The organism is Rhodoluna limnophila, assembly GCF_005845365.1.
GTDB classification, from domain to species: Bacteria; Actinomycetota; Actinomycetes; order Actinomycetales; family Microbacteriaceae; genus Rhodoluna; species Rhodoluna limnophila.
The window spans coordinates 192223-218408 of the sequence record NZ_CP040509.1 but is presented as its reverse complement, the minus strand read 5'-3'; the positions used below and the strand labels follow the sequence as shown (position 1 = coordinate 218408).

Below are 26186 nucleotides of genomic sequence, written 5' to 3'. Positions count from 1 at the left end.
TGTGGTGCCTTCCAGTTATTTGGTGATTGACGAAAGCTGAATCTTTTGTTCGGCAATGTCCTTGACGGTAGCTACCAACAGCTCACGCTCAACTTTTTTGATGCGCTCGTGTAGGTCGTACTCGGTATCGTCGGTGACAACCTCAACCTCGCGCTGTGCGATGTGAGGGCCGGTGTCGACGCCTTCGTCAACGATGTGGATGGTTACACCAGTAGTGGTTACCCCCGCCTCGAGCGCATCGCGAACGGCATGACCGCCCGGGAACAATGGCAACAGTGAAGGGTGGGTATTGATCAAGTTTGGTGAGAGCGCTGCCACAAAGTTTGACGGCAGAATTCGCATAAAGCCAGCCAAAACAACTAGGTCTGGCTTGAAGTGATTGATGTTGGCCAGGAGCATGTCTGCCCAGGCTTCGCGGCTTTCAAAAGCCTGCGGTGAAACTACAAAAGTTGGAACACCAAACTGCTCGGCGTGAGCCAAACCATCGGCCGGGTTATCAGAGCCAACGGCCATAATCTTGGCACCGTAAAGCGGGTTGTCGGCTGCTTGGAGCAGAGCCAATAGGTTAGAACCAGACCCTGAAATAAGCACCACGACAGACAGCATTAGGCTAGTTTACCTTGTGCTTACGGCTCAGTAGCGGGTGATCAGGCTTATCTGGGCGGGCACTGAAAAATGCAGCCAAGATGGCCACTGAAGCCACTTCGATAAACACGACTACCATCAGCATCCATGGATTGATCCCAACGGTTTCCAGCCGTCCCGGCCCAACACTGCCCGAGGCAAGGGCAGCCAAAATTCCTAGTTCGACGGCGGCAATAACACCGATAGCCAACCCCAGTGAAATAGCAGCTGACCAAGCAGACGCAAACTCAAAACGAATGTCGGCAGCGTGGCGACGGATGAGCAGCGTTGTGATGAACGCAGCCAACATTGGAACCAAAACCGCGATAAGGCCAAATTCTGCCTGCCCGATCGGAAGTGCTGCGGTTATCGGCAAGGCAGGTAGTGGACCAACCACAGTACCGAGTGGGCTAATCATCGAGCCCTCGCCAATGGCAAAACCAACGCCGGTTAGCCAGCTAGCACCGTAAACAATCACATTCGGCAAAATCGCGATTTGCCCGAGAGTCAAAATGATTCCACCCAAAATACTGACGTGAAGACCTTCGTAGAGGCGGGTGAATTGGATCCAGTTAAGTGCGATCAAAACTGCAATCAGCACCGATGAAACCCCAAGGGTGATGGCTACTACGCCGGTACCCGCTCGAAATGCTGGGCTGAGCATGGCGCGAATTGCCCAGTGCATGGAGTTGAACTGGCGCAACAGGTAGGCCCGCACCCAAATGCGTTCGGTCGGCTCTGGAATGCCCATTGCGTCACCGATTGCCTCGCGCTTACCGAACAGCGAACCGATTAGAACGAAGAAAAACAAGAACGCAGGCGGAAAAAATGTGCCCTGCCAAGTAACCGGGTAGATGGCGTCATTGTGTGCGGTGGTGCTGAGCAGAAATGAGATTCCGCCGTATGAGGCTGTGGCTGCAATCCATCCGGGCCAGAGCTCTGAGGCCGAGGTAAGGCGACGCCCCAACTTAAATGCCATGTAACCGACCACAAAGGTCATGCCCAGCGGCAACATCGAAATTACAAACTCGGGCACTGCGACCGAGCCAAGCGCACCTTCAGAAACCATCAAGCGGGTTCCGTGAGCCATCAACCAGATGTCGGCGGAGGTACGGTACGGAACCAACCAGTCGATGCTCGGGTCGTTCTCGAAAAGCCACACCACGGTTAGCGGAGCCAGCGTAATGCCGACTCCGATAGCCGCGACGATTGCTGCCTCAAGTGCAGCAATTAAAAATGTGAGCTTGCGATTCACTACGAGGGATCCCCCAGAGTCTCTCGTTTAGAGGCTTGCGTAAACCTCACGCATAAGCGCTGCGGTCTCGCTTGGGGTCTTGCCAACCTTTACACCTGCAGCCTCGAATGCCTCTTTCTTAGCCTGCGCAGTACCTGCAGAACCAGAAACAATCGCACCAGCGTGACCCATGGTCTTGCCCTCTGGAGCAGTGAAGCCAGCAACGTAAGCCACTACCGGCTTGGTTACGTGCTCCTTGATGTAGGCAGCAGCCTTCTCTTCAGAGTCACCACCAATTTCACCGATAAGCACAATGGCCTTGGTCTCTGGGTCAGCCTGGAATGCCTCAAGCGCATCGATGTGGGTGGTGCCAATAACTGGGTCTCCACCGATACCGATTGCAGTTGACATACCGATGTCACGAAGCTCAAACATCATCTGGTAGGTCAGGGTTCCTGACTTTGAAACCAAACCGATTGGGCCTGCGCCAGTGATGTCTGACGGGGTGATTCCCGCGTTAGATTTTCCTGGAGAGATGATGCCAGGGCAGTTTGGGCCGATTAGGCGGGTCTTCTTGCCCTTGTTCACGTTGTAGGCCCAAGCTTCAGCTGAGTCGTGAACTGGAATACCTTCGGTGATGGCAACTGCAAGAGGGATCTCGGCGTCGATAGCCTCGATCATCGCAGCCTTGGCAAAGGCAGGTGGAACAAAAATAACGGTGACGTTTGCACCGGTAGCTGCCATTGCATCAGCAACAGTGCCGAAAACTGGCAACTGCTTGCCCTCAACGTCAACAACCTCGCCAGCCTTGCGTGGGTTTACGCCACCAACGATGTTTGATCCGCCAAGCAGCATGCGGCGGGTGTGCTTCATGCCCTCTGAGCCGGTCATACCCTGAACAATGATTCGCGAGTTCTCATCTAGAAAAATAGCCATTTTGTATTCCTTCTGCGGCTTAGCGGTTCGCGAACTCAGCGGCCTTGTCGGCAGCCTCATCCATGGTGTCTACGACGGTTACGAGTGGGTGGGCAGCCTGCTCAAGAATGTAGCGGCCCTCAAGAACGTTGTTGCCATCTAGGCGAACAACCAGTGGCTTAGTTGCCTTGTCACCAAGGGTCTTCAGCGCACCAACAATTCCGTTGGCAACTGCGTCACAAGCGGTGATTCCACCAAATACGTTGACGAACACGCTCTTGACCTGTGGGTCGTTCAAGATAACGTCTAGACCGGCAGCCATAACCTCAGCAGAGGCGCCTCCACCAATGTCCAAGAAGTTTGCTGGCTTCACTCCGCCGTGACGCTCACCTGCGTAGGCAACCACGTCAAGGGTTGACATAACTAGACCGGCACCGTTTCCGATGATTCCGACCTCGCCGTCAAGCTTCACGTAGTTAAGGTCCATGGCCTTTGCCTTGGCCTCAAGCGGGTCAAGTTCATCGCGTTCCATTGACTCACGCTCGTGACGGAACTCGGCGTTGTCGTCGAGAGATACCTTGCCATCGAGGGCAATTATCTGGCCGTCTTCGGTAAGAACTAGTGGGTTAACCTCAACCAAAGTGGTGTCTTCTTTTACGAACACTTCGTAAAGCTTTACGAACACCGGAGCAACCTTGGCGGCAAGCTCGTCATCAAAGCCACCCTGCTTGGCAATGCTCAGTGCGGTCTCAAGGTCAATGCCCTTGGTTGCGTCAACTGGAACCTTTGCCAGAGCCTCTGGGCGCTCTTCAGCAAGCTGCTCGATCTCCATGCCACCCTCAACGCTGCAAAGCGAAAGGAAGGTGCGGTTTGAGCGGTCAAGCAGAACCGAGAAGTAGAACTCCTGGGCGATAGCTGCACCCTGAGCAACCATCACGCGCTTGACGATGTGGTCTTTGATGTTCAGACCAAAGATGTTCTTAGAAAGCTCTTTTGCCTCTTCAGGTGACTTAGCCACCTTGACGCCGCCAGCCTTACCGCGGCCACCTGCTTTAACCTGGGCCTTGACGACTACAACGCCGCCGATCTTGGCAGCAGCTGCCTCTACTTCTTCAGGGGTGTCTGCAGTGATTCCCTGCAGAACTGGAACGCCATAGGCCTCGAACATGTCGCGAGCCTGGTACTCGAATAAATCCACTGTGATTTCCGTTCAGAATTTGTTGGGCAACCCTCTAAGTTTAGCGCTGTTGCCCACGCCAGTTCTGCCCGAAACCGCCGGCTAAGCCTCTAGTTTTTCGATTGGCGCAACCTTCACCAATAGGCGCTTTACACCGATGCTGCCGAAGTGGATCTCAGCTGTTTGACGAGCACCCTCTCCGGCGGTGGCAATAACCTTGCCCTTGCCAAAGTCGGCGTGCATGACAAACTCGCCCGCTGTAAGTTGCAGCCCCTCGTTGTTGCGGACCGAGCTGATGGCGCCCTTCCACTCAGTCTTAGGTTTGGTCGACGGCGTGCCGCCATACCCACCAGACGAGCCGCCCGATGAAGAGCCGTAACCCTGGTCATCGGCAATCGAGTTGCGGTAGCGGCCGCTAGGTAGACCACGGCCCGAACCGGCACCTGACTCACGCCAGTCAATTAGAGAATCTGGTATTTCTTGCAAATAGCGGCTTGGGGTAGACGCTTCAGAATCACCAAATGTGGTGCGCATCATGGCCAAGCTAATGTGAAGTTTCTTGCGAGCTCGGGTGATACCCACGTAGAAGAGGCGGCGTTCTTCAGCCATTCCACCCGGAGTCAAGAATGACATTCGGTGAGGCAAGAGGCCCTCTTCGATTCCAGTCAAGAACACGGCGTCATACTCAAGACCCTTGGCAGTGTGCAGAGTCATTAGCGAGACGGTTCCGGACTCGTCATCGATCTCGTCAGCGGCAGCGACCAGCGCAACTTCGTTCAAGAAATCAGGAAGTCGGCCCTCTGGGTTATTGCGCTGGAACTCTCGGGTCACCGAGACAAGTTCCTCGAGGTTCTCAACTCGGGCTTCATCCTGGGGGTCTCGGCTGGCACGCAGGGCATCGATGTAACCGGTGCGCTCAAGAACCGAACGCAAAATGACGTCAACCGGCGTTGACTCAATGCCAGCTTCAAGCTCGTTGAGTAGGTCAGACAATTGGGTGATGGCAGTGGTGATTTTTGGGCCAAAACCCAGTTCGTTTACATGACCCAAAACCTGGCGCACCGATAGCTCGTTGCGAGCCGCAAAGTTGGCAATCTGGGTTTCGCTGGCGTCACCGATACCGCGCTTTGGCACGTTCAAAATTCGGCGGGTAGCTAGGTCGTCGCGGTTATTGCTGATGGCCACAAGGTAGGCCATTGCGTCTTTAATTTCTTGACGCTCGTAGAACTTGGTGCCGCCGACTACTCGATACGGAAGTGCAGAACGCACAAAAATATCTTCAAGGGCTCGAGTCTGCGAGTTGGTGCGGTACATGACCGCGATGTCTCGGTAATTCATGCCCTCACGGTGCAGCTTATTGATTTCATCAGCTATGAACTGGGCCTCGTCGTGCGCTGAATAACCGGTGTAACCAACGATCTTTTCGCCATCACCTGAGGCGGTCCACAGGTTTTTGGCCGGGCGGTCAAAGTTGTTTGAAATTACCGCGTTAGCTGCCGAAAGAATGTTTTGGGTTGAGCGATAGTTTTGCTCAAGCAGGATGGTTTTGGCACCCGGGAAGTCTTTTTCGAATTCGGTGATGTTGCGAATATCGGCGCCACGGAAAGCATAAATCGACTGGTCAGAGTCACCCACCACGGTTAGTGAAGCCTTGGCCGCCAACTCACGAATCAGTGCGTATTGAGCGTGGTTTGTGTCCTGATACTCATCAACCAAGATGTGCTTGAACTTCTCTTGGTAGCGAGCCAGAACATCTGGGAACGCACGGAAAAGGTGAACTGTCTCGCCGATCAGGTCATCGAAGTCAAAGGCATTATTGCGCCGAAGCTCAGCCTGGTAACGGGTGAAGACTTCAGAAATTACCCGGGCTACTGGGTCATTCATGTCTGCGTTGCGCGCAAATGACTCTGCGTCGGCAAGCTCATTTTTGGCGTTTGAAATCACGGATGCCACACCGGCCGGGGTCAGCTTGTGAATGTCAGCTGCGGTGTCTTTGATCAAGCGCTTCAGGATTGCTCGGCTGTCACCTGAGTCATAAATGGTGAAGTTTGAATCGTGACCTAGGCGTTCGGCCTCGCGGCGCAAAATCAGCACGCAGGCAGAGTGAAAAGTCTTGAGCCACATGCCGTCGGCTGCTTCACCGAGCAGGTCTTTAACGCGCTCGCGCATCTCAGCCGCTGCTTTATTGGTAAAGGTGATTGCCAAAATTTGTGACGGCCATGCCTCACGGTTGGCAAGCAGGTGCGCGATGCGGTGAGTCAGTACTCGGGTCTTGCCCGAACCAGCGCCGGCAACAATCAGCAGGGCAGGGCCACGGTATTCGACGGCAGCGCGCTGCTGCGGGTTTAGGCCTTCAACCAGGCGCTCACTTGCCCCAAAGGCATTAGAAAAAAGATCAAGCTCAGACATAACTACGCAAGTTTAGGCTAGGCCAGCGACAAGTTCGGCCAACAAATCAGGCTGGTCTGTAAAGACACCGTCAACGCCCATATTCACAAATTGCATGAGGTACTCCTCAACGCTATTTTCTGCTTTTTCAACCTGTGCAGTCCAGGTGTAAATTACCAAGTTTCGGTCGCGTGCGGCCTTGACCAAATCAGGCGTCAACAGGTCAAAGTTGAAACTGATACCGTCAACTTTGCTTGCTACATCGTCCAAAAAATCATCGATGGAAATCTCGGTGGGCATACCCCAGGTGTCTACCAAGAAAATGTATTTGTGATCGCCGGCGATTCTTTGCTTGAGGTCCACGGTGACCTCAAGGTTGAAGCTTTCAAAGACCAACTCAACGCCGCGAGATTTATAGTCACTGGAGTCGATCGCTGACTTTAGGTCGCCAACCATGTCGAAACCCAGTTGCGCAAAGTGCGAGCCATGTTTGACCTCGATAATCAAGGTCTTGCCAGCTATGAAATCAGCGGCTAACAGCTCTTCGATAGTCGGAATTCCAAACTGGCCATCAAATTTGGCGCTGCCCGGCCTTTCGTCAGGAATCCGCTCGATGGCCCGAAGTTCTTTTATCTCAGCCAAAGTGAAATCTTCGCTGAACCAGCCAGAGACTGGCCAGTGGCCGTACATCAGAACTTCCTTGAACCGATCGGCAAACTGTGGGTGACTCTGAATGTCAGTGGTGTGCGAAAGTTCGTTCTCGTGACGAATAATCAAACGATGGTCTTTGGTTGGCACCAGGTCACACTCAATGGCGGTTGCGCCCTGTTGAAACGCCAACTCAAAAGATTCGAGGGTGTTTTCTGGACGATAACCGCAGGCACCGCGGTGACCAAAGACCTTCATTTAAGGACTATTCCCATTCGATGGTGCCTGGTGGCTTTGAGGTTACGTCAAGGACCACTCGGTTCACGCCATCTACCTCGTTGGTAATACGGTTCGAGATCTTGGCCAGCACGTCGTAAGGCACGCGAGTCCAGTCGGCGGTCATGGCATCTTCAGAAGAAACTGGGCGCAGAACAATTGGGTGACCATAGGTGCGGCCATCTCCCTGCACGCCAACTGAGCGAACATCAGCAAGCAGCACAACTGGGCACTGCCAGATTTCAGCGTCAAGTCCAGCAGCGGTCAGCTCGGCACGAACAATCGCGTCAGCCTTGCGGAGTAGGTCTAGACGTTCTTTGGTGATCTCGCCAACAATGCGGATTCCGAGGCCTGGGCCTGGGAATGGTTGACGCTGAACAATCTCAGCCGGAAGGCCAAGTTCGGCACCGATGGCACGCACTTCATCCTTAAATAGGGTGCGAAGTGGCTCAACCAACTCAAACTCAATGTCGTCAGGCAATCCACCAACGTTGTGGTGGCTCTTGATGCCCGCGGTTGCACCGCCACCAGATTCAACAACATCTGGGTAAAGGGTGCCCTGAACCAAGAACTTGATCGGGCGGTTATCGGCCTTTGACTCTTCGTAAAGCGCAGCCTGAGCTTCTTCAAAGGTACGGATGAATTCGCGACCAATGATCTTGCGCTTAGTTTCAGGGTCGCTGACACCGGCAAGAGCGTTTAGGAACTTGTCTTCGACATTCACGGTGACCAAACGGATACCTGTGGCGGCTACGTAGTCGCGCTCTACCTGCTCAGCTTCATCCTGACGCAAAAGACCGTGGTTCACGAATACACAAACCAGTTGGTCACCAACAGCCTTGTGCACCAATGCAGCCGCAACGGCTGAGTCAACGCCACCTGATAGACCACAAATTACTCGGGCGTCACCGACCTGAGCACGAATCTTCTCAACCTGCTCGGCAATTACGTTGCCCGAGTTCCAGTCGGCCGGAATTCCGGCAGCGTTGTGCAAGAAGTTAACCAGGACGTCCTGGCCAAACTGAGAGTGCTTTACTTCAGGGTGCCACTGCACACCGTAGATCTTCTTCTCGTGGTTGGCAAAGGCGGCAACCGGGGTAATGTCGGTCGAAGCCAAAACTTCAAAGCCCTCTGGCGCCTTGGTTACCTGGTCGCCGTGGCTCATCCAGCAAATCTGTGACTCTGGCTGGCCATCAAGAATCTGACCACCCGCCTTTACAGTCAGCTCGGTAGCGCCGTATTCGCGAATACCGGTTGGTTCAACGGTGCCGCCGAGGGTGTTGGCCAGAGTCTGAAAACCGTAGCAAATGCCAAGCACAGGCACGCCCAGCTCAAGAATTGCAGGGTCAAGCTTTGGTGAGCCGTCTTCGTAGACCGATGATGGGCCGCCCGAAAGAATGATGGCAAGCGGATTTTTTGCCGCTACCTCAGCAGCGGTTACGTTGTGGTGCACAATTTCTGAATACACCGATGCTTCGCGCACGCGACGAGCAATTAGCTGTGCGTACTGCGCGCCGAAGTCAACGACTAGAACTGGGCGGTTAGCGGTCATTAGGCCACCTTCTTTAGATCAGCTTCGGCCACCTTGGAGTAGTAGCGCTCGGTGAAGAATGAGAGGAAAGGAATTACTCCACCAAGAGCAATTACCAAGAAACGCAAGAAGCTCCAACGGAGCAGAGTCCAGAGCCTGAAGTCACCGAACAGGTAGGCAACGTAGAGCCATCCGTGAATAATCAGCGAAACAGTTGTGAAGTCATTTGGAATTTGTGGACCTGGCAAACCAACTTTTTCGCCGGTTGATGGGTCTACTGAAAACTGCGCCAGCGCAATTAGGCCGTCTGGTCCGCCAATCCAAACATCTGCGCTCCAGATCAGACGAATCGCCCACAGGACCATGATCAAAATCAAGAAGATGCCGGTGATGTAGGAGGTGACCTTGAAGAACTTTAGGGCCGACTTAATAGTTGGCACCTGGGCAGCGTTTGGGGAGGTCATTGGTCTAGTTTACCGGTTCACTGCCAAGGCGGATTTGTTCGTCTCGAACCAAACGCCACCAAAGGAACATGGCAAAACCGGCAAAGACAATCCACTCTAAAAAGTAAAAAGCGCTCAGCCAGTTAATTTGCTGACCTTGCTCGTAGGTAACCTCGATGGACTGAAGTGGCGGCCATGCCGAAGCCTGGCTGTGACCGGTGAAGGCTAAAATTTGTGGGTTCGATTCAATTGGCTCATCGGGTGAGTAGAAGTTCACCAATTGCGCCAGTGATAGCGAATCGAAGATGTAGTTTTCTTCTCGGGTTTGACGCTGCGGTGCTTCGGTCGGAATCAAAACGCCTTCGAATGTGACCAACTGCTGGGCAACCATCGAGGTCCGGATTGCCTGACGCTCGGCCTTCAGTTCATCCAGGTTGGCAGACCAACCCAAAGCCAAAGTTTGGCTACGCCCAGCTTCATCGGTGGAATTTGCCACCAACCAGTAACCCAGCTCACCCTTGTGTAGCCGGTTAGCCACGATGTAGACGTTTTGGGTATCGATAGTGACCGACACCGAATCAAGGTTCTGTGCAGTAACGGCCGGAAGGTCTTTGGTGAAGGTTCGATCAAGTTGCCACTGACCAAGCAGCGCAAAAATCGCGGCTACGCCAAGAGAAAGCAAAAGAGCGCCAATCCACTTTGGCTGCCTAGCGACAGTAAAGAAGTTTGGCGCCCTTTTTGGCATGGCGTTTAGGCGTGGTACGGAGCCACTACAACGTCAACGCGCTGGAACTCCTTGACGTCGGAGTATCCGGTGGTTGCCATTGAGCGGCGAAGCGCACCCATTAGGTTTGTTGAGCCATCGGCCTTTGAAGATGGTCCAACCAGGATCTGCTCAAGGGTGCCGGCGGTGCCGACCTCAACCTTGTGACCGCGAGGAAGCTCTTGGTTGAAGGCCTCTTGCCCCCAGTGCCAACCCTGACCCGGTGCTTCTTCTGCTCGGGCCAAAACTGAACCAAGCATTACGGCATCAGCGCCAACAGCGATTGCCTTCACAATGTCACCGGCAGTACCCAAACCGCCGTCAGCAATTACGTGCACGTAGCGGCCGCCAGACTCATCCATGTAGTCGCGGCGAGCGCCGGCAACGTCGGCCACAGCTGTAGCCATCGGGGCATGAATGCCAAGCACGCGGCGAGTGGTTGATGCTGCGCCACCGCCGAAGCCAACAAGAACGCCAGCGGCACCGGTACGCATTAGGTGCAGCGCTGAGGTGTAAGTAGCGGCACCACCAACGATTACCGGAACATCAAGCTTGTAGATGAACTCCTTGAGGTTTAGGGCCTCTTGGGTCTTTGAAACGTGCTCGGCTGAGACAGTTGTTCCGCGAATCACAAACATGTCAAGGCCAGCCTTGATGACTGTGTCGCTGAACTCCGCTGCGCGCTTTGGTGAGAGTGCACCGGCAACAGTTACGCCGGCTGCACGGATCTGGGCAATGCGGTCGCGAATTAATTCAGCCTTGATTGGCTCAGAGTAAATCTGCTGCATGCGCTGGGTTGCAGCCTCGGCAGGCAACTTGGCAATTTCGCTCAGGTACGGGGTTGGGTCCTCGTAGCGAGTCCAAAGACCCTCGAGGTCAAGCACACCCAGACCACCCAGCTTGCCAATGGCAATTGCGGTTTCAGGTGAGACCACAGAGTCCATTGGTGCACCGATAACGGGCAGCTGAAAATCGTAAGCGTCGATCTTCCAGGTAGTTGAAACATCGCGTGGGTCGCGGGTGCGGCGTGACGGCACAATTGCGATGTCGTCAAACGCCCAGGCACGCTGGCCACGCTTGCCGCGACCGATTTCCATTTCACTCATAAGTTTTGTTTCCTAAACCGGCCGCTGTTTAGCGGGTTCCGTAGTTTGGTGCTTCAACGGTCATCTGGATGTCGTGTGGGTGAGACTCTTTTAGCCCGGCCGCAGTGATGCGAACAAACTTGCCCTTTTCCTGTAGTTCAGGGATTGTCTCTGAGCCGACATAGCCCATTGAGGCACGAAGGCCTCCGACCAACTGGTGAACCACGGTGGCAACTGAACCACGGTAAGCAACGCGGCCCTCGATGCCCTCTGGAACCAGCTTGTCCTCGCGAAGAACGTCATCCTGGAAGTAACGGTCCTTTGAGTAGGACTTGGCCTGGCCACGAGACTGCATTGCACCCAATGAACCCATTCCGCGGTAGGTCTTGTACTGCTTGCCACCAACAAACGTGATGTCGCCAGGGGCTTCATCGGTACCGGCAAGAAGAGAGCCAATCATTACCGCGTTGGCACCGGCCACGATGGCCTTTGGAATGTCACCTGAGTACTGCAAACCACCATCGGCGATAACTGGAACGCCGGCTGGTCGAGCTGCTAGAGAAGCCTGGTAAACAGCGGTGACCTGAGGCACACCGACACCAGCAACTACGCGGGTGGTACAGATTGAGCCCGGACCAACACCAACCTTTACAGCGTCAGCACCTGCATCAACTAGAGCCTGAGCGCCCTCACGGGTGGCTACGTTTCCGCCCATGATGTCAACGTTCTTGGCAAACGGTTCAGCCTTTAGCTTGGCAATCATTTCGAGAACGGCGTTGTTGTGGCCGTGTGCGGTGTCAACAATCAAAAGGTCAACGCCGGCTTCAACCAAAGCCATTGAGCGCTCCCAGGCATCCTGGCCAACGCCCACAGCGGCAGCAACCAAAAGGCGCCCGTTAGCGTCTTTTGAAGCCAGCGGGTACTTCTCTGACTTGTCGAAGTCCTTGACTGTGATTAGGCCGCGGAGTTTTCCTGAGCCATCAATCAGCGGAAGCTTCTCAATTCGGTGCTGAGCAAAAATTGCAATCGCATCATCTGGGTTGATGTCGAACGGTGCGGTGATCAAAGGCATCGGGGTCATGACGTCTTTCACCAAAGTTGTTGTGCGCTGAACATCAAGTACAAATCGCATATCGCGGTTGGTCACGATGCCCACTAGGCGACCATCTTCGTCAACAACCGGTAGGCCAGAGACGCGGTAGCGGCCACAAAGCTCGTCAACCTCTTGAATGGTGGCAAGCGGGGTTGTGGTTACCGGGTGGGTAATCATTCCGGCTTCAGAGCGCTTGACTAGGTCAACTTCGCTGGCCTGAGCGTCAAGTGAAAGGTTGCGGTGAAGCACCCCGATACCGCCCTGGCGTGCCATTGCAATTGCCATCCGGGCCTCGGTCACGGTGTCCATTGCTGAAGACAGCAAAGGCACGTTTACCTCAAGGCGCTTGGTGATACGAGTCTTGGTGTTTACACCGGATGGAACGATGTTTGATTCACCAGGAAGAAGAAGGACGTCGTCGTATGTCAGGCCTACAAAGCCGAAAGGGTCATGAGAAGTCATTTGACAATTCTACCCGCCAACACGGGCCTGCCTAAAAGTTGATTTGGGTAAAAAGAAAGACCCCAGCACTAGGCCAGGGTCTCTCCAAGTTTTTGATTCTTAGCGAACTACAACTGCAAGTACATCGCGAGCTGATAGCACTAGGAACTCTTCGCCAGCGAACTTAAGCTCGGTGCCGCCGTACTTCGAGAAAATAACCTTGTCGCCGACTGCAACGTCAACCGGGATACGGTTGCCACGCTCGTCGATGCGGCCTGGACCTACGGCGATAACCTCGGCCTCCTGTGGCTTCTCTTTTGCGGTGTCTGGAATAACCAGACCCGAAGCGGTGACCTGCTCGGCCTCTACTGGGCGAACAACAATGCGATCTTCAAGTGGCTTAATCTGAACCGACATTTTGACCTTTTCTTCTAAGACGGGTTGTGCTTCCATGTTAGCACTCTCTCCCGTTGAGTGCTAAAAACTGTTCGCTGGTGGCTGATTGGTAGCCTTGGAATATGGATCGCCAAGACTTTATTGCCCTGCTCTCACCCGAGGGGCAAGCCCTGTTAGAAAAAGTCGGTCCGCTCGAAGCCAAAACCGATGTCGTGCAGCTGGTTTCAAAACTTAGGGCAGGCGGAAGCGACCCGAGCTTAGTAGCCGCTGTGCTAACCCAAGCCAAACTTCGGCGCCAAGCCAAGGCCAAATTTGGGCCATTTGCCGACCGAATGCTGTTCACTGAGGCCGGGCTCGAGCAGGCTTCGCGGCTCAACGTAGCCGCACTCCACGCCGACCGCTTTCGCAAAGCCGGCATCGATGATGTTGCTGATCTGGGTTGCGGTATCGGTGCTGAATCTTTGGCGCTGGCAAGCCTTGACATCAAGGTTCACTCCTTTGAACTTGACGAGGTGACTGCCGCGATTGCCACCTATAACCTGGCGCCCTTTGATAATGCCGAGGTTCAGCAGGCAGACGTGACCGAGATTGATCTCAGCAAGTTTGGCGCACTGTTTCTTGACCCGGCACGCCGCGAACTTGGTGGCCCAAATCGTGAGCGAGCCACCCGAAAATTTGACCCTGCGGCGTTCTCTCCATCCTTTGATTTTGTTTTGGCGGCCGCTGCCCAAAAGCCAACCGGCGTCAAATTTGGGCCGGGGCATCCGCACGAGGGCATCCCCGATAATGCCGAAGCACAGTGGGTTTCGGTTGGCGGAAACTTAGTCGAGCTAACCCTCTGGTTTGGCTCACTAGCCAGACCAAACATCAAACGTTCGGCATTGCTAATCACCGCCGATGCAAAGCACGAAATCACCAGTGACTCGACCGAACGCCTAGACGCAGAACTTGGTGAGCTTGAGGAATTTGTTTACGAACCCGACAACGCGGTAATCCGCTCTCACCTGCTGGGGCAATTGGCCCAGAGCATCGGTGCTCATATTTTTAGCCCAGAAATTGCCTACCTAACCGCGGCCAACGAAATAAAGTCACCGTGGCTAAAGGGGTATCGCGTGCTTGAAAACCTGGCGTTTGACCGCAAGAAACTCAAGGCCTACTTGCGCGAGCGGGGCATCGGAATTCTTGAAATCAAAAAGCGCGGCTCGGATGTTGTGCCCGAGGAGCTTAGAAAAGAATTGGCGCCCAAAGGCAAAGGCGCCGCCACCCTGATTGTTACCAGAGTGGGCGACGCCCATCGAGTTCTTGTTTGCGAAGCACTGAAATAGGTCAGTCTCGCGAACTCTATTTGAAACCTTTAGCGGTTGCCCATCATTCCCGGGCCGTAGTTTTCAGTGCCGTAGCTACCGAAGTGATCCCAGCCCATCATGCCGTAGCCGGCACCAAAGCCCTTGAGGGCAAGGCCAACCCAGACCAGGCTTGAGAAAGCCCAGAACGCGATGGTTGCATAACCAACCACCAAACCGGCGATTGCCAGTGCGCGACCAGAAGCACCTGACTTCTTGATCTGAGCCAAGGCAATGTGACCGGTGATAACCGCAGCTACAGCACCAACGCTGGTAAGCGCGGTTGCCAGTGAAACTACAGCCAGCGAGTTGAGTGAGGTGAAGTCAAACTTCTTTGCAGCAACAGGGCTCTCAACAGCCTGGGTTGCAGCGGCCTCGGTCTTTTTAGCTGCCTTTTCGGTAGCTTCAGTCTTTTCAGTCTTGTCAGCCATTTGGCTTACTCCTTAGGTAGATAAGTTTTTCAACTCGCGTTCAGTCAAACAATCAAGGCTGAGAACAGCCTGTGAGAACGCTGGGGTTAACTAGTGAGTTTGTACCGAGGTTACTGGCAGCGTCGAGTCCGCTCCGAAATTAAGCGATGAAGGCTGGCGGCCAGCCATCATGAGTTGCGCACCGAGCGCAGCAATCATCGCGCCGTTATCCGTGCACAAACTAAGGGCCGGAATGCGCAGCTCAATACCGTGCTCGGCACACTTTTCGGCAGCCAGTTCGCGAAGCCGCGAGTTTGCCACCACACCGCCACCCAGGAGCAAGCGCGGAACTCCGTAATCTAGGCACGCGTTAACGGCTTTGGTCACCAGTACGTCGGCAACTGCTTCTCTAAAACTTGCCGCCACATCAGCTTTATTGATCGACTCACCGCGGGTCTCGGCAGACTCAACCCACCGAGCCACCGCTGTTTTCAAACCAGAGAACGAGAAGTTGTATCGGTGCTTCTCCATGTCTTTCGGCAAACTCAATCCGCGTGGAAAACGAATTGCCTTTGGGTCGCCGCCGACGGCTGCCCGATCAATCTCAGGGCCGCCTGGATACTTGAGCCCGAGCACGCGGGCAACCTTGTCGAAGGCCTCCCCCGCGGCATCATCGATGGTCTCGCCCAACAACTCAACGTCGTCGAGTAGATCGCGAACCAAAAGCAATGAGGTGTGCCCGCCACTGACCAGAAGCGCAATGGTTGGGGTTTCAAGTTTGCCGCGTTCCAGAATGTCAACGCCTACGTGACCCACCAGGTGATTCACCGCGTAAATCGGTTTGTCTAGAGCAACCGATAGCGCCTTGGCTGCGCCGACGCCGACCATCAGGGCGCCACCTAAGCCCGGCCCGTTGGTCACAGCAATTGCATCGATGTCTTTGAGGCTCAACTTTGCCGCCGCTAGCGCTTGGTGCAGGGTTGGCTGCAATGCCTCAAGGTGGGCTCGCGCAGCAATCTCGGGCACCACACCGCCAAAGCGCGAGTGCTCATCCATCGAAGAAGAAATAACGTTGGCCAGCAGAGTCGACCCGCGAACAATACCCACGCCGGTTTCATCACATGATGACTCGATACCCAAAACGATTGGCTCGCGGCCAATTGACCCCTTGGCAAACTGCAGGCGCATTACCCAGGCATCAACGTTGTCAGGCTGGTAGTAGCGCTTGCGAGTATCGATGTGTTCAAAACCCAGCGATTCGTAGAGTTTTTGGGCCGGCAAATTATCGGCGCGGACCTCAAGAAACACCTCGGCGGCATGCAGCCGGCGTGCTTCAGATAAAAGCTGGCTCATAAGCTGCTTGCCTAAGCCGCGCCCCCTGAGCGAGTCAGCAACGGCAATGGTTTGAATGTCACTTTGATCACTGCCGGGCACCTTGCTGAGCCCCGCAAATGCCACTAAATCTGCACCGATGTGCGCAACCAGATAGTGGGTGTGATGGGCCAAAATCTCAAAATGCATGTTCTCGCGCGACCAGGCATCAACCGGAAAACACTCGTGCTCTAGCGCCATGATTGAGTCAAGGTCTGACTCAATTGCGCTGCGTATTACCCAACTGTTCATCCGCTAACCCTCTTGCCCGGTGAAGGCACCGCATCCGGCTCACGAAGATAAAGTGCCGAAACATCCTGGCTGGCTGCGCCATCAATAACCTGTGCGTCGAACACTTGGCTTAGGCGGGTTGCAAAAACCGTGGCGCTAACCTCGATGGGTTGAACGCCCCGCTGCTGCATTAATTCGGCGAGCGCGGCAGGCTTGATTACCCCCGGACCTTCTATGCAAATTGGTGCGCCTGATTTTGAGAGCCCAGAGTAGAGACCCCAGTAAACCTCTTGGCGGCGGGCATCGGCTGTAATTAATAGCGGAACACCCGCAGCAACCTGCGCGGCAATTGCCTCGTCACTAAGGGCTTCCAAAGCAATTGCGTCAAGGCTAACTACGCCAAACAATTTTGCCCCGGCACCCTCTGCAAACATCATGGCCGCAGCAATTCCAACCCGCAAGCCGGTGAATGGCGCCGGTCCTCGACCAACCACAACCGTGGCCACATCCTTGGCTTTCACGCCACCCTGGGCTAGCACAGCAGCAATAGCAGCGCCGATACCCTCTGCGTGCTTCATGTTGCTGGAGTCGTTGTACTCAGCAATTGGCGCTCCGGCGCGAGTTAGAGCAACCGAGGTTCCGGCAGAGGTGTCAATGGCTAGCGTGTACCCCATCAGATGCTCACACCCGCCCAACGCTCTCCGTAACCGGTCAAAACCAACTCACGTACTTCTGACTCTCCGGTGTGATCGCGCTCAATTTCAATTTCAAGCCAGTTATCGGTGATGCCGTCGGTAAGCCCTTTGCCCCACTCCACGATGGTTATCGAATTAGGAAAATCGATGTCTAAGTCATCAAGTTCGGCAGCGCTCGAAAGTCGGTAGGCGTCAACGTGAACCAAGGCTGGCCGACCCTCGCCACAGGAGTGGGTTCGGGCCAAAACAAAAGTTGGGCTCGATACGTTACCGATTGCGCCAAGCGCCTCACCGATTCCGCGAGTGAGTGTGGTTTTGCCGGCACCGAGCGGACCAGTTAGCAGAATGAGGTCGCCAGCTTGAAAAACGGTAGCCAAACGCAGCCCCAGTTCGTGCATTTCTTCTGAGGTTTCGATAGTTAGTTTGGCCAGAACCTTGGCCATCTAGACTTCTTCACCTAGGTAGTGGCGCTTGAATCGTCCACCGATGCGGGTAACGATTTCGTAGTTGATGGTGTCACCGGCAATGGCCAAGTCATCGGCAGAAGGCACTCCAGCAGCCGGGTCACCAAAAATGGTCACGGTGTCGCCCTCGGCAACCTTATCGTCGCCAACATCCAAGACAAATTGATCCATAGCAATTCGACTGCTGATTGGGTAATTCTTGCCGTTGATTGAAACCTGTGCACGCCCACTGGAATTTCGCGGCAGACCCTCGGCATAACCAACCGGCACTAGAGCCAATGTGCTTTCAGCCTGAGTTCGGTGCAAATACCCGTAACTCACACCGTGCCCTGCCTCAACGCGCTTGACCTGGGTGACCAAAGCGGTTGCGGTCATCGCCGGCACCAACCCAAAGTCTGAAGAGTGGTTTTCGGTGAAAGGAGATAGTCCGTACAGCGCAATGCCGAGACGAACCATTTCGTAGTGGGCCTGCGGGTAGCGCAGCGAGCCGTCCGAAGCAGTGAGGTGCCGCAGCTCAAAATCAAGTTGGGCATCTCGTGCAGCCTGGCAGGCAGATTCAAACTTCTCGATTTGTAGCAGATCGTCAGCCTCGCTGGTGCATGAGAGGTGACTAAAAATCGCTACGACCTGAATAAAACCCTCGGCCACTAATCCGTGTGCGGTTTTCAACACCGATGGCCACTCAGCGGCACTCGCGCCGTTGCGACCCAGGCCGGTATCAACCTTGAGGTGAACTCGGGCAACGCGACCGAGGTGTTCGGCCGCTTTGGCAACCCGCTCCAGTTGCTCAACGTTTGCAACACCCAACTCAATCCCGGCAGCTACAGCACGTACAAACGTCTCGCGTGGGTCGTGAAGCCAGGCCAAAATCGGCAAATCGATTCCTGCATCACGAAGCTCAAGGGCTTCACTGACATCGGCAACGCCAAGGTAATCAACCCCGGCTGCCTCGAGTTTGCGAGCCACCGGAATCATGCCGTGGCCGTATGCGTCGGCCTTCACAACTCCCATAACCATGGCCTGGCCAACGCGTGCCTTCATAGTCTTTAGGTTGGTAGCCACTGCATCGAGGTCAATCAACAACTCGCGCATCAAAGACCTCCTTCGGCAACTACAAAGGCCACGGCAACATCTCCGTCGTGGCTAATCGACAGGTGCAATTTTCTCACGCCTGCCCTAAGTGCCACACTAGCTGTTTCGCCGTGCAGCCAAATCACCGGCTTACCGGTTGATTCTTTGCCCACCTCAATGCCGTGCCATTCAATTCCAGGTGCTCCGCTCAGGGCTTTGATAACCGCCTCTTTGGCAGCAAAGCGCCCGGCAAGAGTTTTGATGCTGGCATCGATGGTTTCAATGTCTAAAAACAGTCGATCTTTGAGTCGCGGGGTCTCGGTTAGTTTTGCTTCAAATCGGCTCAACTGAACCGTATCTACACCAACACCGATAATCATTTATTCGACGGTTACTGACTTGGCCAGGTTTCGAGGCTGATCAACATCAAGCCCCTTGGCCTGTGACAACTCGAGTGCAAAAGTCTGCAGTGGAACTACGTTGAGAATTGCCGAGAAAATGTTTTCGCAGGACGGCACAAAAGTCACGTGCTCGGCAAAGTTGCCAACCTCAGTGTCACCCTCTTCAGCAATGGCAATTACCTGTGCACCGCGGGCACGAATCTCTTGGATGTTAGAGATGACTTTCGGGTGCAGACTGTCGACATCGTTCGGGCTTGGCACGATTACAAATACCGGTTGCCCCTCTTCAATCAAGGCAATAGGGCCGTGCTTCAATTCGCCAGCGGCAAATCCTTCGGCATGGATGTAAGCCAATTCCTTGAGCTTCAACGCGCCTTCCATGGCAATCGGGAACCCAACATTTCGGCCCAAGAACAGCACAGATTTAGCATCTGCCATTTGCTTGGCAAGTCCACGGATTGGGTCGAGGCGCTCAAGTACCTGGGTTAAGTTAGCCGGCATCTTCAAAAGTTCCTGGCCAAGTCGCGCCAGCTCTGCCTTTGGAGTTGCTGCGCGGCCGGCAGCCAAAAATAGCGCCAAGAGGTACCCGGCGGTGATTTGCGCAACGAGTGCCTTGGTCGAGGCAACCGCCACCTCTGGGCCTGCGTGGGTGTAAATCACGGCGTCAGATTCACGAGCCAGGGTTGCACCCTGAGTGTTGCAAATGGCCAGCACTTTGGCGCCGGCTTCTTTTGCGTATCGGGTAGCCATCAAGGTATCCATGGTCTCGCCCGACTGGCTCACGGCAACAATCAAAGTGTTCGGGGTCACGATTGGGTCGCGGTAGCGGAACTCGTGAGACAGCTCAACCTGGACCGGAATTCTTGAGAATTTCTCAATCGCGTACTTGGCAACATCGCAGGCATACGCTGCAGTGCCACAGGCCACCATGATGATGCGATCAATTGCCAGGATGTCCTGTTCAGAAAGTCCATCGATTTCGGAGAGGGTCACTGAACCATCAGATGCCAGACGACCCATGAGGGTGTCAGCAACCGCCTGAGGCTGGTCCGCAATCTCCTTGGCCATAAAGCTTGACCATCCACCCTTGCTGGCTGCCGAGGCATCCCAGTCAACGGTGAATTCAGTTGGCACAACTGGGGCGCCGTCAAAGGTGCGTACTTCTACCGAATCGGAGCGCAAGATGACAATCTCATCCTGACCGACCGAAATTGCGCGCTTAGTGTGCTCCACAAAGGCTGCAACGTCTGAACCTAGGAAGTTCTCGCCGTCACCAAGACCAATCACCAACGGTGCGTTTCGGCGAGCCGCCAAAACCACATCTGGCTGGTCCTCGTGAATCACCAAAATGGTGAAGGCCCCGTGCAGTCGCACCACAACGTTGGCAAAAGCGCTCGGTAGGTCGTTGGTCTTTTCAAACTCGCGGGCAATCAGGTGTGCAGCCACCTCAGAGTCGGTCTCGCTCGAAAAGCGGGTTCCCTCAGCCAAAAGCTCGGCCTTGAGCGCCGAGAAGTTTTCGATAATGCCATTGTGAATCAGGGCAAGTTTGCTGGTTGGCCCACCAAGGTGCGGGTGTGCGTTGCCGTCAGTTGGGGCACCGTGGGTTGCCCAGCGGGTGTGGCCAATGCCAATGTGAGAGTCAGCAACCGGGTGATTGGTGATTTCTGAAACCAGGTTGTCTAACTTGCCAGCTTTTTTGCGGGTTTCAAGGCTGCCACCGTTGGTGACCACCGATACTCCAGCTGAGTCGTAACCGCGGTATTCAAGTCGACGAAGGCCACCTAGAAGTACATCCAGAGTTGATTTTGGGCCTACGTAACCGACGATTCCACACATGCGTTCTAATTTACGGCAGAATGGCTCTTTGTGAGCGATGCGCTGAGCCCTTTCAATGAGATTTCTCGAGCCGACTGGGCAGAACTCGGAAATACCACCGACCTCCCCCTAACTGAGGCCGAGATTCAGCAAATCCGGGGCCTTGGTGACTTCTTGGATATCAAAGAAGTTAAGGACGTCTACCTTCCGCTCAGTCGATTACTAAACCTCTACGTGGCCGAGCACCAAAAGCTGCACCAGGCCACATCAAACTTTTTGGGCAGCCAGTCAGGTCGCGTGCCTTTCATCATCGGTGTTGCCGGTTCTGTGGCAGTTGGTAAGTCAACCGTTTCACGTTTGCTCAAAGAATTGCTGAGCAGATGGGATGGCACCCCGCAGGTTGAGCTCATCACCACCGACGGATTTCTATACCCGAACGAAGAGCTCGAGAAGCGCGGGATCATGCACCGCAAAGGGTTTCCGGAGTCCTATGACAGGCTTGCCCTTCTGAAGTTTGTAGCTGACATCAAGAGCGGCGCGGCCGAAACCACAGCACCGGTTTACTCACACTTGAGTTACAACATCGTGCCGGGTGAGACCGCCACCGTTACACGGCCAGATGTTCTGATCATCGAGGGCTTGAACGTTCTGCAGTCACCGGGCTCTGGCCAAGATGTGGCTTTGAGTGACTTTTTTGACTTCAAAATTTACGTGGATGCTGCCACCGAAAACATCACCGAATGGTTCTTGAACCGGTTCTACAAATTGCGTGAATCGGCCTTTACCAACCCTGCTTCCTACTTTCACCGCTATGCAGAAATGCCGGTTGAGAAGGCGTTGGCTCGAGCAAATGAGATCTGGGCAACCATCAACCTGCCAAACCTGGTTGAGAACATTTTGCCTACCCGATCTCGCGCCACACTAGTGCTTCAGAAGGGCGCCAACCACCAGGTTGAGCGCGTTCTGCTGCGCAAGCTCTAAAGCCCCGGTTTTGGGCGTAGTGTGAAGGCATGCAGAGTATCGGTGCTTTCGTACAGGGGGTAATGCACCCTGAGGCTTTTCACGGAACCGGCAAAAACAACCTGTTTTTTGAGGGCTGGTACATCAAAATTGTCAGCGCCGACCAGACCCAACGGTGGGCGGTAATCCCCGGCATCTTTCGCGGCCAGCGCAGCTCTAGCCCTGATCAGAACCAGGCGTTTATTCAGGTACTCGATGGGCTTACCGGCCGGTCTTGGTTTCATAAATTCAACACCGATGCCTTTCACGCAGCCAGGGATAAATTTGAAGTCAAGATTGGCAACAACACCTTCAATGCCTTCGGTGCAGATCTTGACCTACCTCAATTGCGCGGGCAGGTTAGGTACACGAGTCCCCTAGATCCGTGGCCGGTGACTCTGCGCGAACCAGGAATCATGGGTTGGTACGGCATGGTTCCACTCATGGAGTGTTTTCACGGTGTTGTGAGTTTTGGCCACAGCCTTGGTGGCGTGCTTGAGATCGAGGGCAACCAAGTAGATCTGTCCGGTGGCCGGGGTTACATCGAGAAGGATTGGGGAAAATCCTTCCCAGCCGGATACGTATGGATGGCTTCAAATCACTTTGAAGGTGCGCCTGATGCATCACTGGTTGCGTCAGTGGCCATAATCCCTTGGTTGGCAAGCTCGTTCCGCGGGTTCATCATCGGATTCAAACATTCGGGCAAACTGAATCGTTGGGCCACCTACAACGGCTCCAAAGAAGCCCTTTTGAACATCGATGACTCACACGTGACCTGGTCACTCACCGGACCAGATGGAACCCTTGAAATTCGGGCAGCGCGGGTCAGGGGCGGGCTGCTTCACGCACCGCTTAGGTCGGCGATGTACCAGCGGGTTGAAGAAACTCTAGATGCGGTGATTGAGCTCAAGCACATAGGCAATGATGGCTCAGTTTTGTATGAGGGGCGCGGAACCTGTGCCGGCCTGGAGGTCTTTGGTGATATTCAAAAACTTCTTGGTGCAGGCCAATAGTTAGGCCAAAACCGGCAGTTTCTAGAGAGCCAGCTGCTTTTCAACTACTCGAGCAATACGCTCAGCCCAAGACTGAGCGGTTCCGGCCTCAGCGGCCTCGACCATAACTCGAACCAACGGCTCGGTTCCCGATGCCCGCAAGAGAACTCGTCCGGTACCGTGCAGATCGGCCTCAGCCTCTGCCACTACCTTCTGCAGTTCAGCATCGGTCTCGACTCGCGTTTTATCTACGCCAGGCACATTGATCAAAACCTGCGGATAGATGTTCATGACCGAAGCCAGTTCCGCCAAAGATTTCTCAGTGCGGGCCATCTCGGCGCCAATTTTTAGGCCGGTCAAAATTCCATCGCCAGTGGTTGCATACTGGGCAAAAATCACGTGCCCTGATTGCTCACCCCCGAGGGTGTAGCCACCGTCGCGCATCGCTTCAAGAACGTAGCGGTCACCAACACCGGTTTCAATCATCTCGATGTTGTTTTCTTGCATTGCAATTCGCAAACCGAGGTTACTCATCACGGTTGCCACCAAAGTGTTGCGAGCCAATTGGCCGCGCTCCTTCAGAGATAGAGCCAAAATCGCCATGATTTGGTCGCCATCGATAATGGCACCGTTGGCATCAACGGCCAAGCAGCGGTCGGCATCTCCATCGTGAGCCACACCAAAATCGGCACCGTGCTCAAGCACAGCCGACTGCAAGGCTGACATGTGGGTTGAACCGTATCCGAGGTTGATGTTGTTGCCGTCTGGCTCTGCCCCGATAACAAATACCTTTGCGCCAGCATCGGTGAAAACCTGCGGCGATACACCCGCTGCTGCACCGTGAGCACAGTCAACAACCACGGTTAGACCGTCAAGGCGGTTTGGTAGTGAACGCAAGAGGTGAACGATGTAGCGGTCTTCGGCATCAGCGAACCGCTGTACGTGACCAACTGCGCCACCTAGCGGGGCAAGTTTTTCAGCACCGATAGCGGCTTCAATTTTGTCTTCAACCTCATCAGGCAATTTGTGCCCGCCGCGAGAGAAGAACTTGATGCCATTATCTGGGGCAGGATTATGAGAGGCCGAGATCATGACGCCAAAGTCGGCGTCAAGGTCGGCGGTCAAAAATGCGGTTGCCGGTGTTGGCAGCACGCCAGCGTCAAAAACGTCTACGCCTGAACTAGCTAATCCGGCTGAGATTGCGGCGGCTAGAAACTCACCTGAGATACGTGGGTCACGGCCGATAACCGCTTTTGGCTTTATGCCTCTTGATCGGGCATCTTCGCCAAGCACAATTGCGGCGGCCTGGGCCAGATCAAATGCAAGTTGTGCCGTTAAATCACGATTGGCGAGACCTCGAACACCATCGGTGCCAAAGAGTCTCGCCATATCGTGAGTCTATGCTTTTGAAAGCGTGAAGTGTTGGATTAACGCTTCGAGAACTGAGAAGCCTTACGTGCCTTCTTCAGACCAGCCTTCTTGCGCTCGATAACACGTGGGTCGCGCTTTAGGAAGCCAGCCTTCTTTAGTGAAGGACGGTTGTTGTCGCGGTCGATCTCGTTTAGTGCACGAGCAATACCTAGACGAAGTGCACCAGCCTGACCAGCTGAGCCACCACCTGAGATACGAGCGATTACGTCGTAAGCACCCTTTAGGTCAAGGATGGTGAATGGGTCAGTGATTAGCTGCTGGTGAAGCTTGTTTGGGAAGTACTCAGCGAAGTCACGGCCGTTTACCTTGATAACACCGGTACCTGGCATGATGCGAACACGAGCAACTGCCTCTTTGCGACGGCCAAGGCCGGCACCAGGAGTGGTCAGTGCGCCACGTGACTTAGCCGGTGCAGCCTTAGCTGCAGGGGTCTCGGTGGTGTAGCTCTCTGTTGAAACTACGTCTTCTGCGATGTCTTTAGCCACGAGGGATTCCTTACTGAGCTACCTGGTCGATGATGAAAGGCTTTGGCTGCTGTGCAGCGTGTGGGTGCTCAGCACCGCGGTAAACCTTTAGCTTTGCAAGCTGGGTTGCACCTAGCTTGTTGTGAGGAAGCATGCCCTTGATTGCCTTCTCTACAGCCTTCTCTGGGTTCTTCTCTAGAAGCTCAGAGTAAGTGGTTGCAGTAAGACCACCTGGGTAACCAGAGTGGCGGTATGCCTTCTTCTGCTTGAGCTTGGCGCCAGTTAGAGCAACCTTCTCAGCGTTGATGATGATGACGAAGTCACCGTTGTCCATGTGTGGTGCAAAAGTCGGCTTGTGCTTTCCGCGCAACAGTGCTGCTGCGTGGGTTGCTAGACGGCCGAGAACTACATCAGCGGCGTCGATGACTAGCCACTCGTTGCTCAGCTCGTGAGCCTTTGGAGAATAAGTACGCACGTTAAATTGCCTTCTACTTCTGTGTCGGATTGAAATGAATCCGCGCTAGAAGAGATCTTCTCGGGATTCACGTTTTCACATTGGCTAACTGCCAATACCAAAGGTCAAGTCTAGCCCGAACATGTGCCTGTGGTCAAACCCTAATTTTCATCCAGGGTTCGCATGTTTCTGGCACGCTCGGCCTGCTCGGCCAATTGGTCATCGGCCGGGTAGCCAATCTCGATCAATGTCAGCCCTCGAGCAGGTGAAACCTTGTATGAACCAACTCGGGTTAGCCTGGCCAAAGTGGCTGCAATCTCGGTTGGCCCAGCCTTACCCTCGCCAGCAGCAATCAGCCCGCCCACGATAGAGCGCACCATGTTGTGGCAAAAGGCATCTGCTTGCAATTCAACTTCGATGACGTTGTCGTCAGCTGGATTGCGCTTTACGGTTATCTCGCGGACGTGGCGGATTGTGGTTGCCCCAACTTTTGCGCGACAGAATGATGCGTAATCGTGCAGGCCAATAAGTTCAAAAGCTGCCAGCTGCATCGCGGTCACGTCTAGCGGATGCTTAATCCAGTGGGTGTATCGCTGCTTGAGTGGGTTCTTATTTGCTTCGCCGTCAGCGATTCGGTAGCGGTAACGCCGATACGAGGCTGAGAATCGGGCGTCGAATCCCGGTGGGGCCAGCTCAACTGAATGAACCCGGATGTCCTCAGGCAAAAGATCGTTGAGTTTACCCAGAAACCCTTTGGTTCGACCAAGGCGCTTGAGCTGCTCTTGGCTGAGGTCAATGTGGATTACCTGGTCGTAGGCATGCACTCCGGCATCGGTGCGGCCGGCAACGCGCATATCGAAATCCGTCTTCGATTCACCGAATGCAGTGGTTAGCGCAGTAACGAGTTCACCCTGAACGGTGGCGAATCCTTTTTGCTTGGCGAAGCCCCAATAGTTGGTGCCATCGTAGGCAAAATTCAAACGGTAACGAATCAACCCGTTAACCGAGCGGTCAACGGGTTGATTCATTTG

The 26186-nt window shown here is 54.5% G+C and carries 26 protein-coding genes; 3 read left to right on the top strand and 23 right to left on the bottom strand.

From position 1 onward, the window contains the following. Nucleotides 1-15: 15 nt before the first annotated feature. From purN to groES, 12 genes are all read right to left on the bottom strand, one after another. The gene (gene purN / locus FFA38_RS01090; protein WP_138315203.1) at nucleotides 16-606 is read right to left on the bottom strand and encodes a phosphoribosylglycinamide formyltransferase; all 591 of its coding nucleotides are present in this window, start codon (nucleotides 604-606) and stop codon (nucleotides 16-18) included. A 4-nt stretch (nucleotides 607-610) separates the two neighbouring features. Next, complete coding sequence (locus FFA38_RS01085; protein WP_138315201.1) at nucleotides 611-1879, bottom strand: cell division protein PerM; 1269 nt, start codon at nucleotides 1877-1879, stop codon at nucleotides 611-613. A 27-nt stretch (nucleotides 1880-1906) separates the two neighbouring features. After that, nucleotides 1907-2794 (bottom strand): succinate--CoA ligase subunit alpha, encoded by an 888-nt coding sequence (sucD, locus tag FFA38_RS01080; RefSeq protein ID WP_138274977.1) that lies wholly within the window; start codon nucleotides 2792-2794, stop codon nucleotides 1907-1909. A 19-nt stretch (nucleotides 2795-2813) separates the two neighbouring features. After that, nucleotides 2814-3971: an ADP-forming succinate--CoA ligase subunit beta gene (gene sucC, locus FFA38_RS01075; protein WP_138274976.1), complete on the bottom strand. Its 1158-nt coding sequence runs from the start codon at nucleotides 3969-3971 to the stop codon at nucleotides 2814-2816. A gap of 81 nt (nucleotides 3972-4052) precedes the next feature. Beyond that, complete coding sequence (locus tag FFA38_RS01070) at nucleotides 4053-6359, bottom strand: ATP-dependent helicase (RefSeq protein WP_138315200.1); 2307 nt, start codon at nucleotides 6357-6359, stop codon at nucleotides 4053-4055. 12 nt (nucleotides 6360-6371) lie between these two features. After that, a complete protein-coding gene (locus tag FFA38_RS01065) occupies nucleotides 6372-7244 on the bottom strand; it encodes a glycerophosphodiester phosphodiesterase family protein (protein ID WP_138315198.1) in 873 nt (290 codons plus the stop codon). Nucleotides 7245-7251: 7 nt separating this feature from the next. Further along, nucleotides 7252-8814, bottom strand: coding sequence for a glutamine-hydrolyzing GMP synthase (guaA, locus tag FFA38_RS01060; RefSeq protein ID WP_138315196.1), 1563 nt, complete (start codon nucleotides 8812-8814; stop codon nucleotides 7252-7254). Then, nucleotides 8814-9257, bottom strand: coding sequence for a DUF3817 domain-containing protein (locus FFA38_RS01055; RefSeq protein ID WP_138274972.1), 444 nt, complete (start codon nucleotides 9255-9257; stop codon nucleotides 8814-8816). The genes guaA and FFA38_RS01055 overlap by 1 nt, the downstream gene beginning before the upstream one ends. Nucleotides 9258-9261: 4 nt before the next feature. Then, nucleotides 9262-9981 carry an SURF1 family cytochrome oxidase biogenesis protein gene (locus FFA38_RS01050; protein ID WP_138315193.1) on the bottom strand — a complete coding sequence of 240 codons (720 nt, stop codon included), beginning with the start codon at nucleotides 9979-9981 and terminating at the stop codon, nucleotides 9262-9264. A gap of 5 nt (nucleotides 9982-9986) precedes the next feature. Beyond that, nucleotides 9987-11105, bottom strand: a complete 1119-nt coding sequence (locus tag FFA38_RS01045; RefSeq protein WP_138315191.1) for a GuaB3 family IMP dehydrogenase-related protein — start codon at nucleotides 11103-11105, stop codon at nucleotides 9987-9989. Nucleotides 11106-11133: 28 nt separating this feature from the next. After that, nucleotides 11134-12639 carry an IMP dehydrogenase gene (gene guaB, locus FFA38_RS01040; RefSeq protein ID WP_138274969.1) on the bottom strand — a complete coding sequence of 502 codons (1506 nt, stop codon included), beginning with the start codon at nucleotides 12637-12639 and terminating at the stop codon, nucleotides 11134-11136. Between the two features lie 99 nt (nucleotides 12640-12738). Continuing rightward, on the bottom strand, nucleotides 12739-13035 hold the full coding sequence (gene groES / locus FFA38_RS01035) for a co-chaperone GroES (RefSeq protein ID WP_138276024.1): 297 nt from the start codon (nucleotides 13033-13035) through the stop codon (nucleotides 12739-12741). Between the two features lie 101 nt (nucleotides 13036-13136). Between groES and FFA38_RS01030 the strand changes: the two genes are divergently transcribed. After that, nucleotides 13137-14339: a THUMP-like domain-containing protein gene (locus FFA38_RS01030; RefSeq protein WP_138315189.1), complete on the top strand. Its 1203-nt coding sequence runs from the start codon at nucleotides 13137-13139 to the stop codon at nucleotides 14337-14339. Between the two features lie 29 nt (nucleotides 14340-14368). Here FFA38_RS01030 and FFA38_RS01025 read toward each other — a convergent pair whose 3' ends face one another. The 7 genes from FFA38_RS01025 to glmS form a co-directional block, all read right to left on the bottom strand. Continuing rightward, complete coding sequence (locus FFA38_RS01025) at nucleotides 14369-14788, bottom strand: DUF4190 domain-containing protein (protein ID WP_138315187.1); 420 nt, start codon at nucleotides 14786-14788, stop codon at nucleotides 14369-14371. Nucleotides 14789-14878: 90 nt separating this feature from the next. After that, nucleotides 14879-16390, bottom strand: coding sequence for a tRNA (adenosine(37)-N6)-threonylcarbamoyltransferase complex transferase subunit TsaD (gene tsaD / locus FFA38_RS01020; protein ID WP_138315185.1), 1512 nt, complete (start codon nucleotides 16388-16390; stop codon nucleotides 14879-14881). Continuing rightward, the gene (gene tsaB, locus FFA38_RS01015) at nucleotides 16387-17043 is read right to left on the bottom strand and encodes a tRNA (adenosine(37)-N6)-threonylcarbamoyltransferase complex dimerization subunit type 1 TsaB (RefSeq protein WP_138315183.1); all 657 of its coding nucleotides are present in this window, start codon (nucleotides 17041-17043) and stop codon (nucleotides 16387-16389) included. The genes tsaD and tsaB overlap by 4 nt, the downstream gene beginning before the upstream one ends. Further along, the gene (tsaE, locus tag FFA38_RS01010) at nucleotides 17043-17507 is read right to left on the bottom strand and encodes a tRNA (adenosine(37)-N6)-threonylcarbamoyltransferase complex ATPase subunit type 1 TsaE (RefSeq protein ID WP_138315181.1); all 465 of its coding nucleotides are present in this window, start codon (nucleotides 17505-17507) and stop codon (nucleotides 17043-17045) included. The genes tsaB and tsaE overlap by 1 nt, the downstream gene beginning before the upstream one ends. Beyond that, nucleotides 17508-18620 (bottom strand): alanine racemase, encoded by a 1113-nt coding sequence (gene alr, locus FFA38_RS01005; RefSeq protein ID WP_138315179.1) that lies wholly within the window; start codon nucleotides 18618-18620, stop codon nucleotides 17508-17510. After that, complete coding sequence (locus FFA38_RS01000; protein ID WP_138274962.1) at nucleotides 18620-18979, bottom strand: holo-ACP synthase; 360 nt, start codon at nucleotides 18977-18979, stop codon at nucleotides 18620-18622. Before FFA38_RS01000 ends, alr begins: the two co-directional genes overlap by 1 nt. Further along, nucleotides 18980-20836: a glutamine--fructose-6-phosphate transaminase (isomerizing) gene (gene glmS / locus FFA38_RS00995; protein WP_138315177.1), complete on the bottom strand. Its 1857-nt coding sequence runs from the start codon at nucleotides 20834-20836 to the stop codon at nucleotides 18980-18982. It abuts the gene before it with no gap. 30 nt (nucleotides 20837-20866) lie between these two features. Between glmS and coaA the strand changes: the two genes are divergently transcribed. Together coaA and FFA38_RS00985 are read left to right on the top strand one after the other, a co-directional pair. Then, a complete protein-coding gene (gene coaA, locus FFA38_RS00990; RefSeq protein WP_138274960.1) occupies nucleotides 20867-21796 on the top strand; it encodes a type I pantothenate kinase in 930 nt (309 codons plus the stop codon). Nucleotides 21797-21825: 29 nt separating this feature from the next. Continuing rightward, nucleotides 21826-22827, top strand: a complete 1002-nt coding sequence (locus tag FFA38_RS00985; protein ID WP_138315175.1) for a tocopherol cyclase family protein — start codon at nucleotides 21826-21828, stop codon at nucleotides 22825-22827. 21 nt (nucleotides 22828-22848) lie between these two features. Here the strand turns inward: FFA38_RS00985 and glmM are convergent, their stop codons facing one another. From glmM to truA, 4 genes are all read right to left on the bottom strand, one after another. Further along, a complete protein-coding gene (glmM, locus tag FFA38_RS00980) occupies nucleotides 22849-24195 on the bottom strand; it encodes a phosphoglucosamine mutase (protein WP_138315173.1) in 1347 nt (448 codons plus the stop codon). Between the two features lie 38 nt (nucleotides 24196-24233). Then, nucleotides 24234-24722, bottom strand: coding sequence for a 30S ribosomal protein S9 (gene rpsI, locus FFA38_RS00975; RefSeq protein WP_246030961.1), 489 nt, complete (start codon nucleotides 24720-24722; stop codon nucleotides 24234-24236). 10 nt (nucleotides 24723-24732) lie between these two features. Then, complete coding sequence (gene rplM, locus FFA38_RS00970; protein ID WP_138274957.1) at nucleotides 24733-25176, bottom strand: 50S ribosomal protein L13; 444 nt, start codon at nucleotides 25174-25176, stop codon at nucleotides 24733-24735. A 140-nt stretch (nucleotides 25177-25316) separates the two neighbouring features. Beyond that, on the bottom strand, nucleotides 25317-26183 hold the full coding sequence (gene truA / locus FFA38_RS00965) for a tRNA pseudouridine(38-40) synthase TruA (RefSeq protein ID WP_138315171.1): 867 nt from the start codon (nucleotides 26181-26183) through the stop codon (nucleotides 25317-25319). Between the last annotated feature and the right edge of the window lie 3 nt (nucleotides 26184-26186).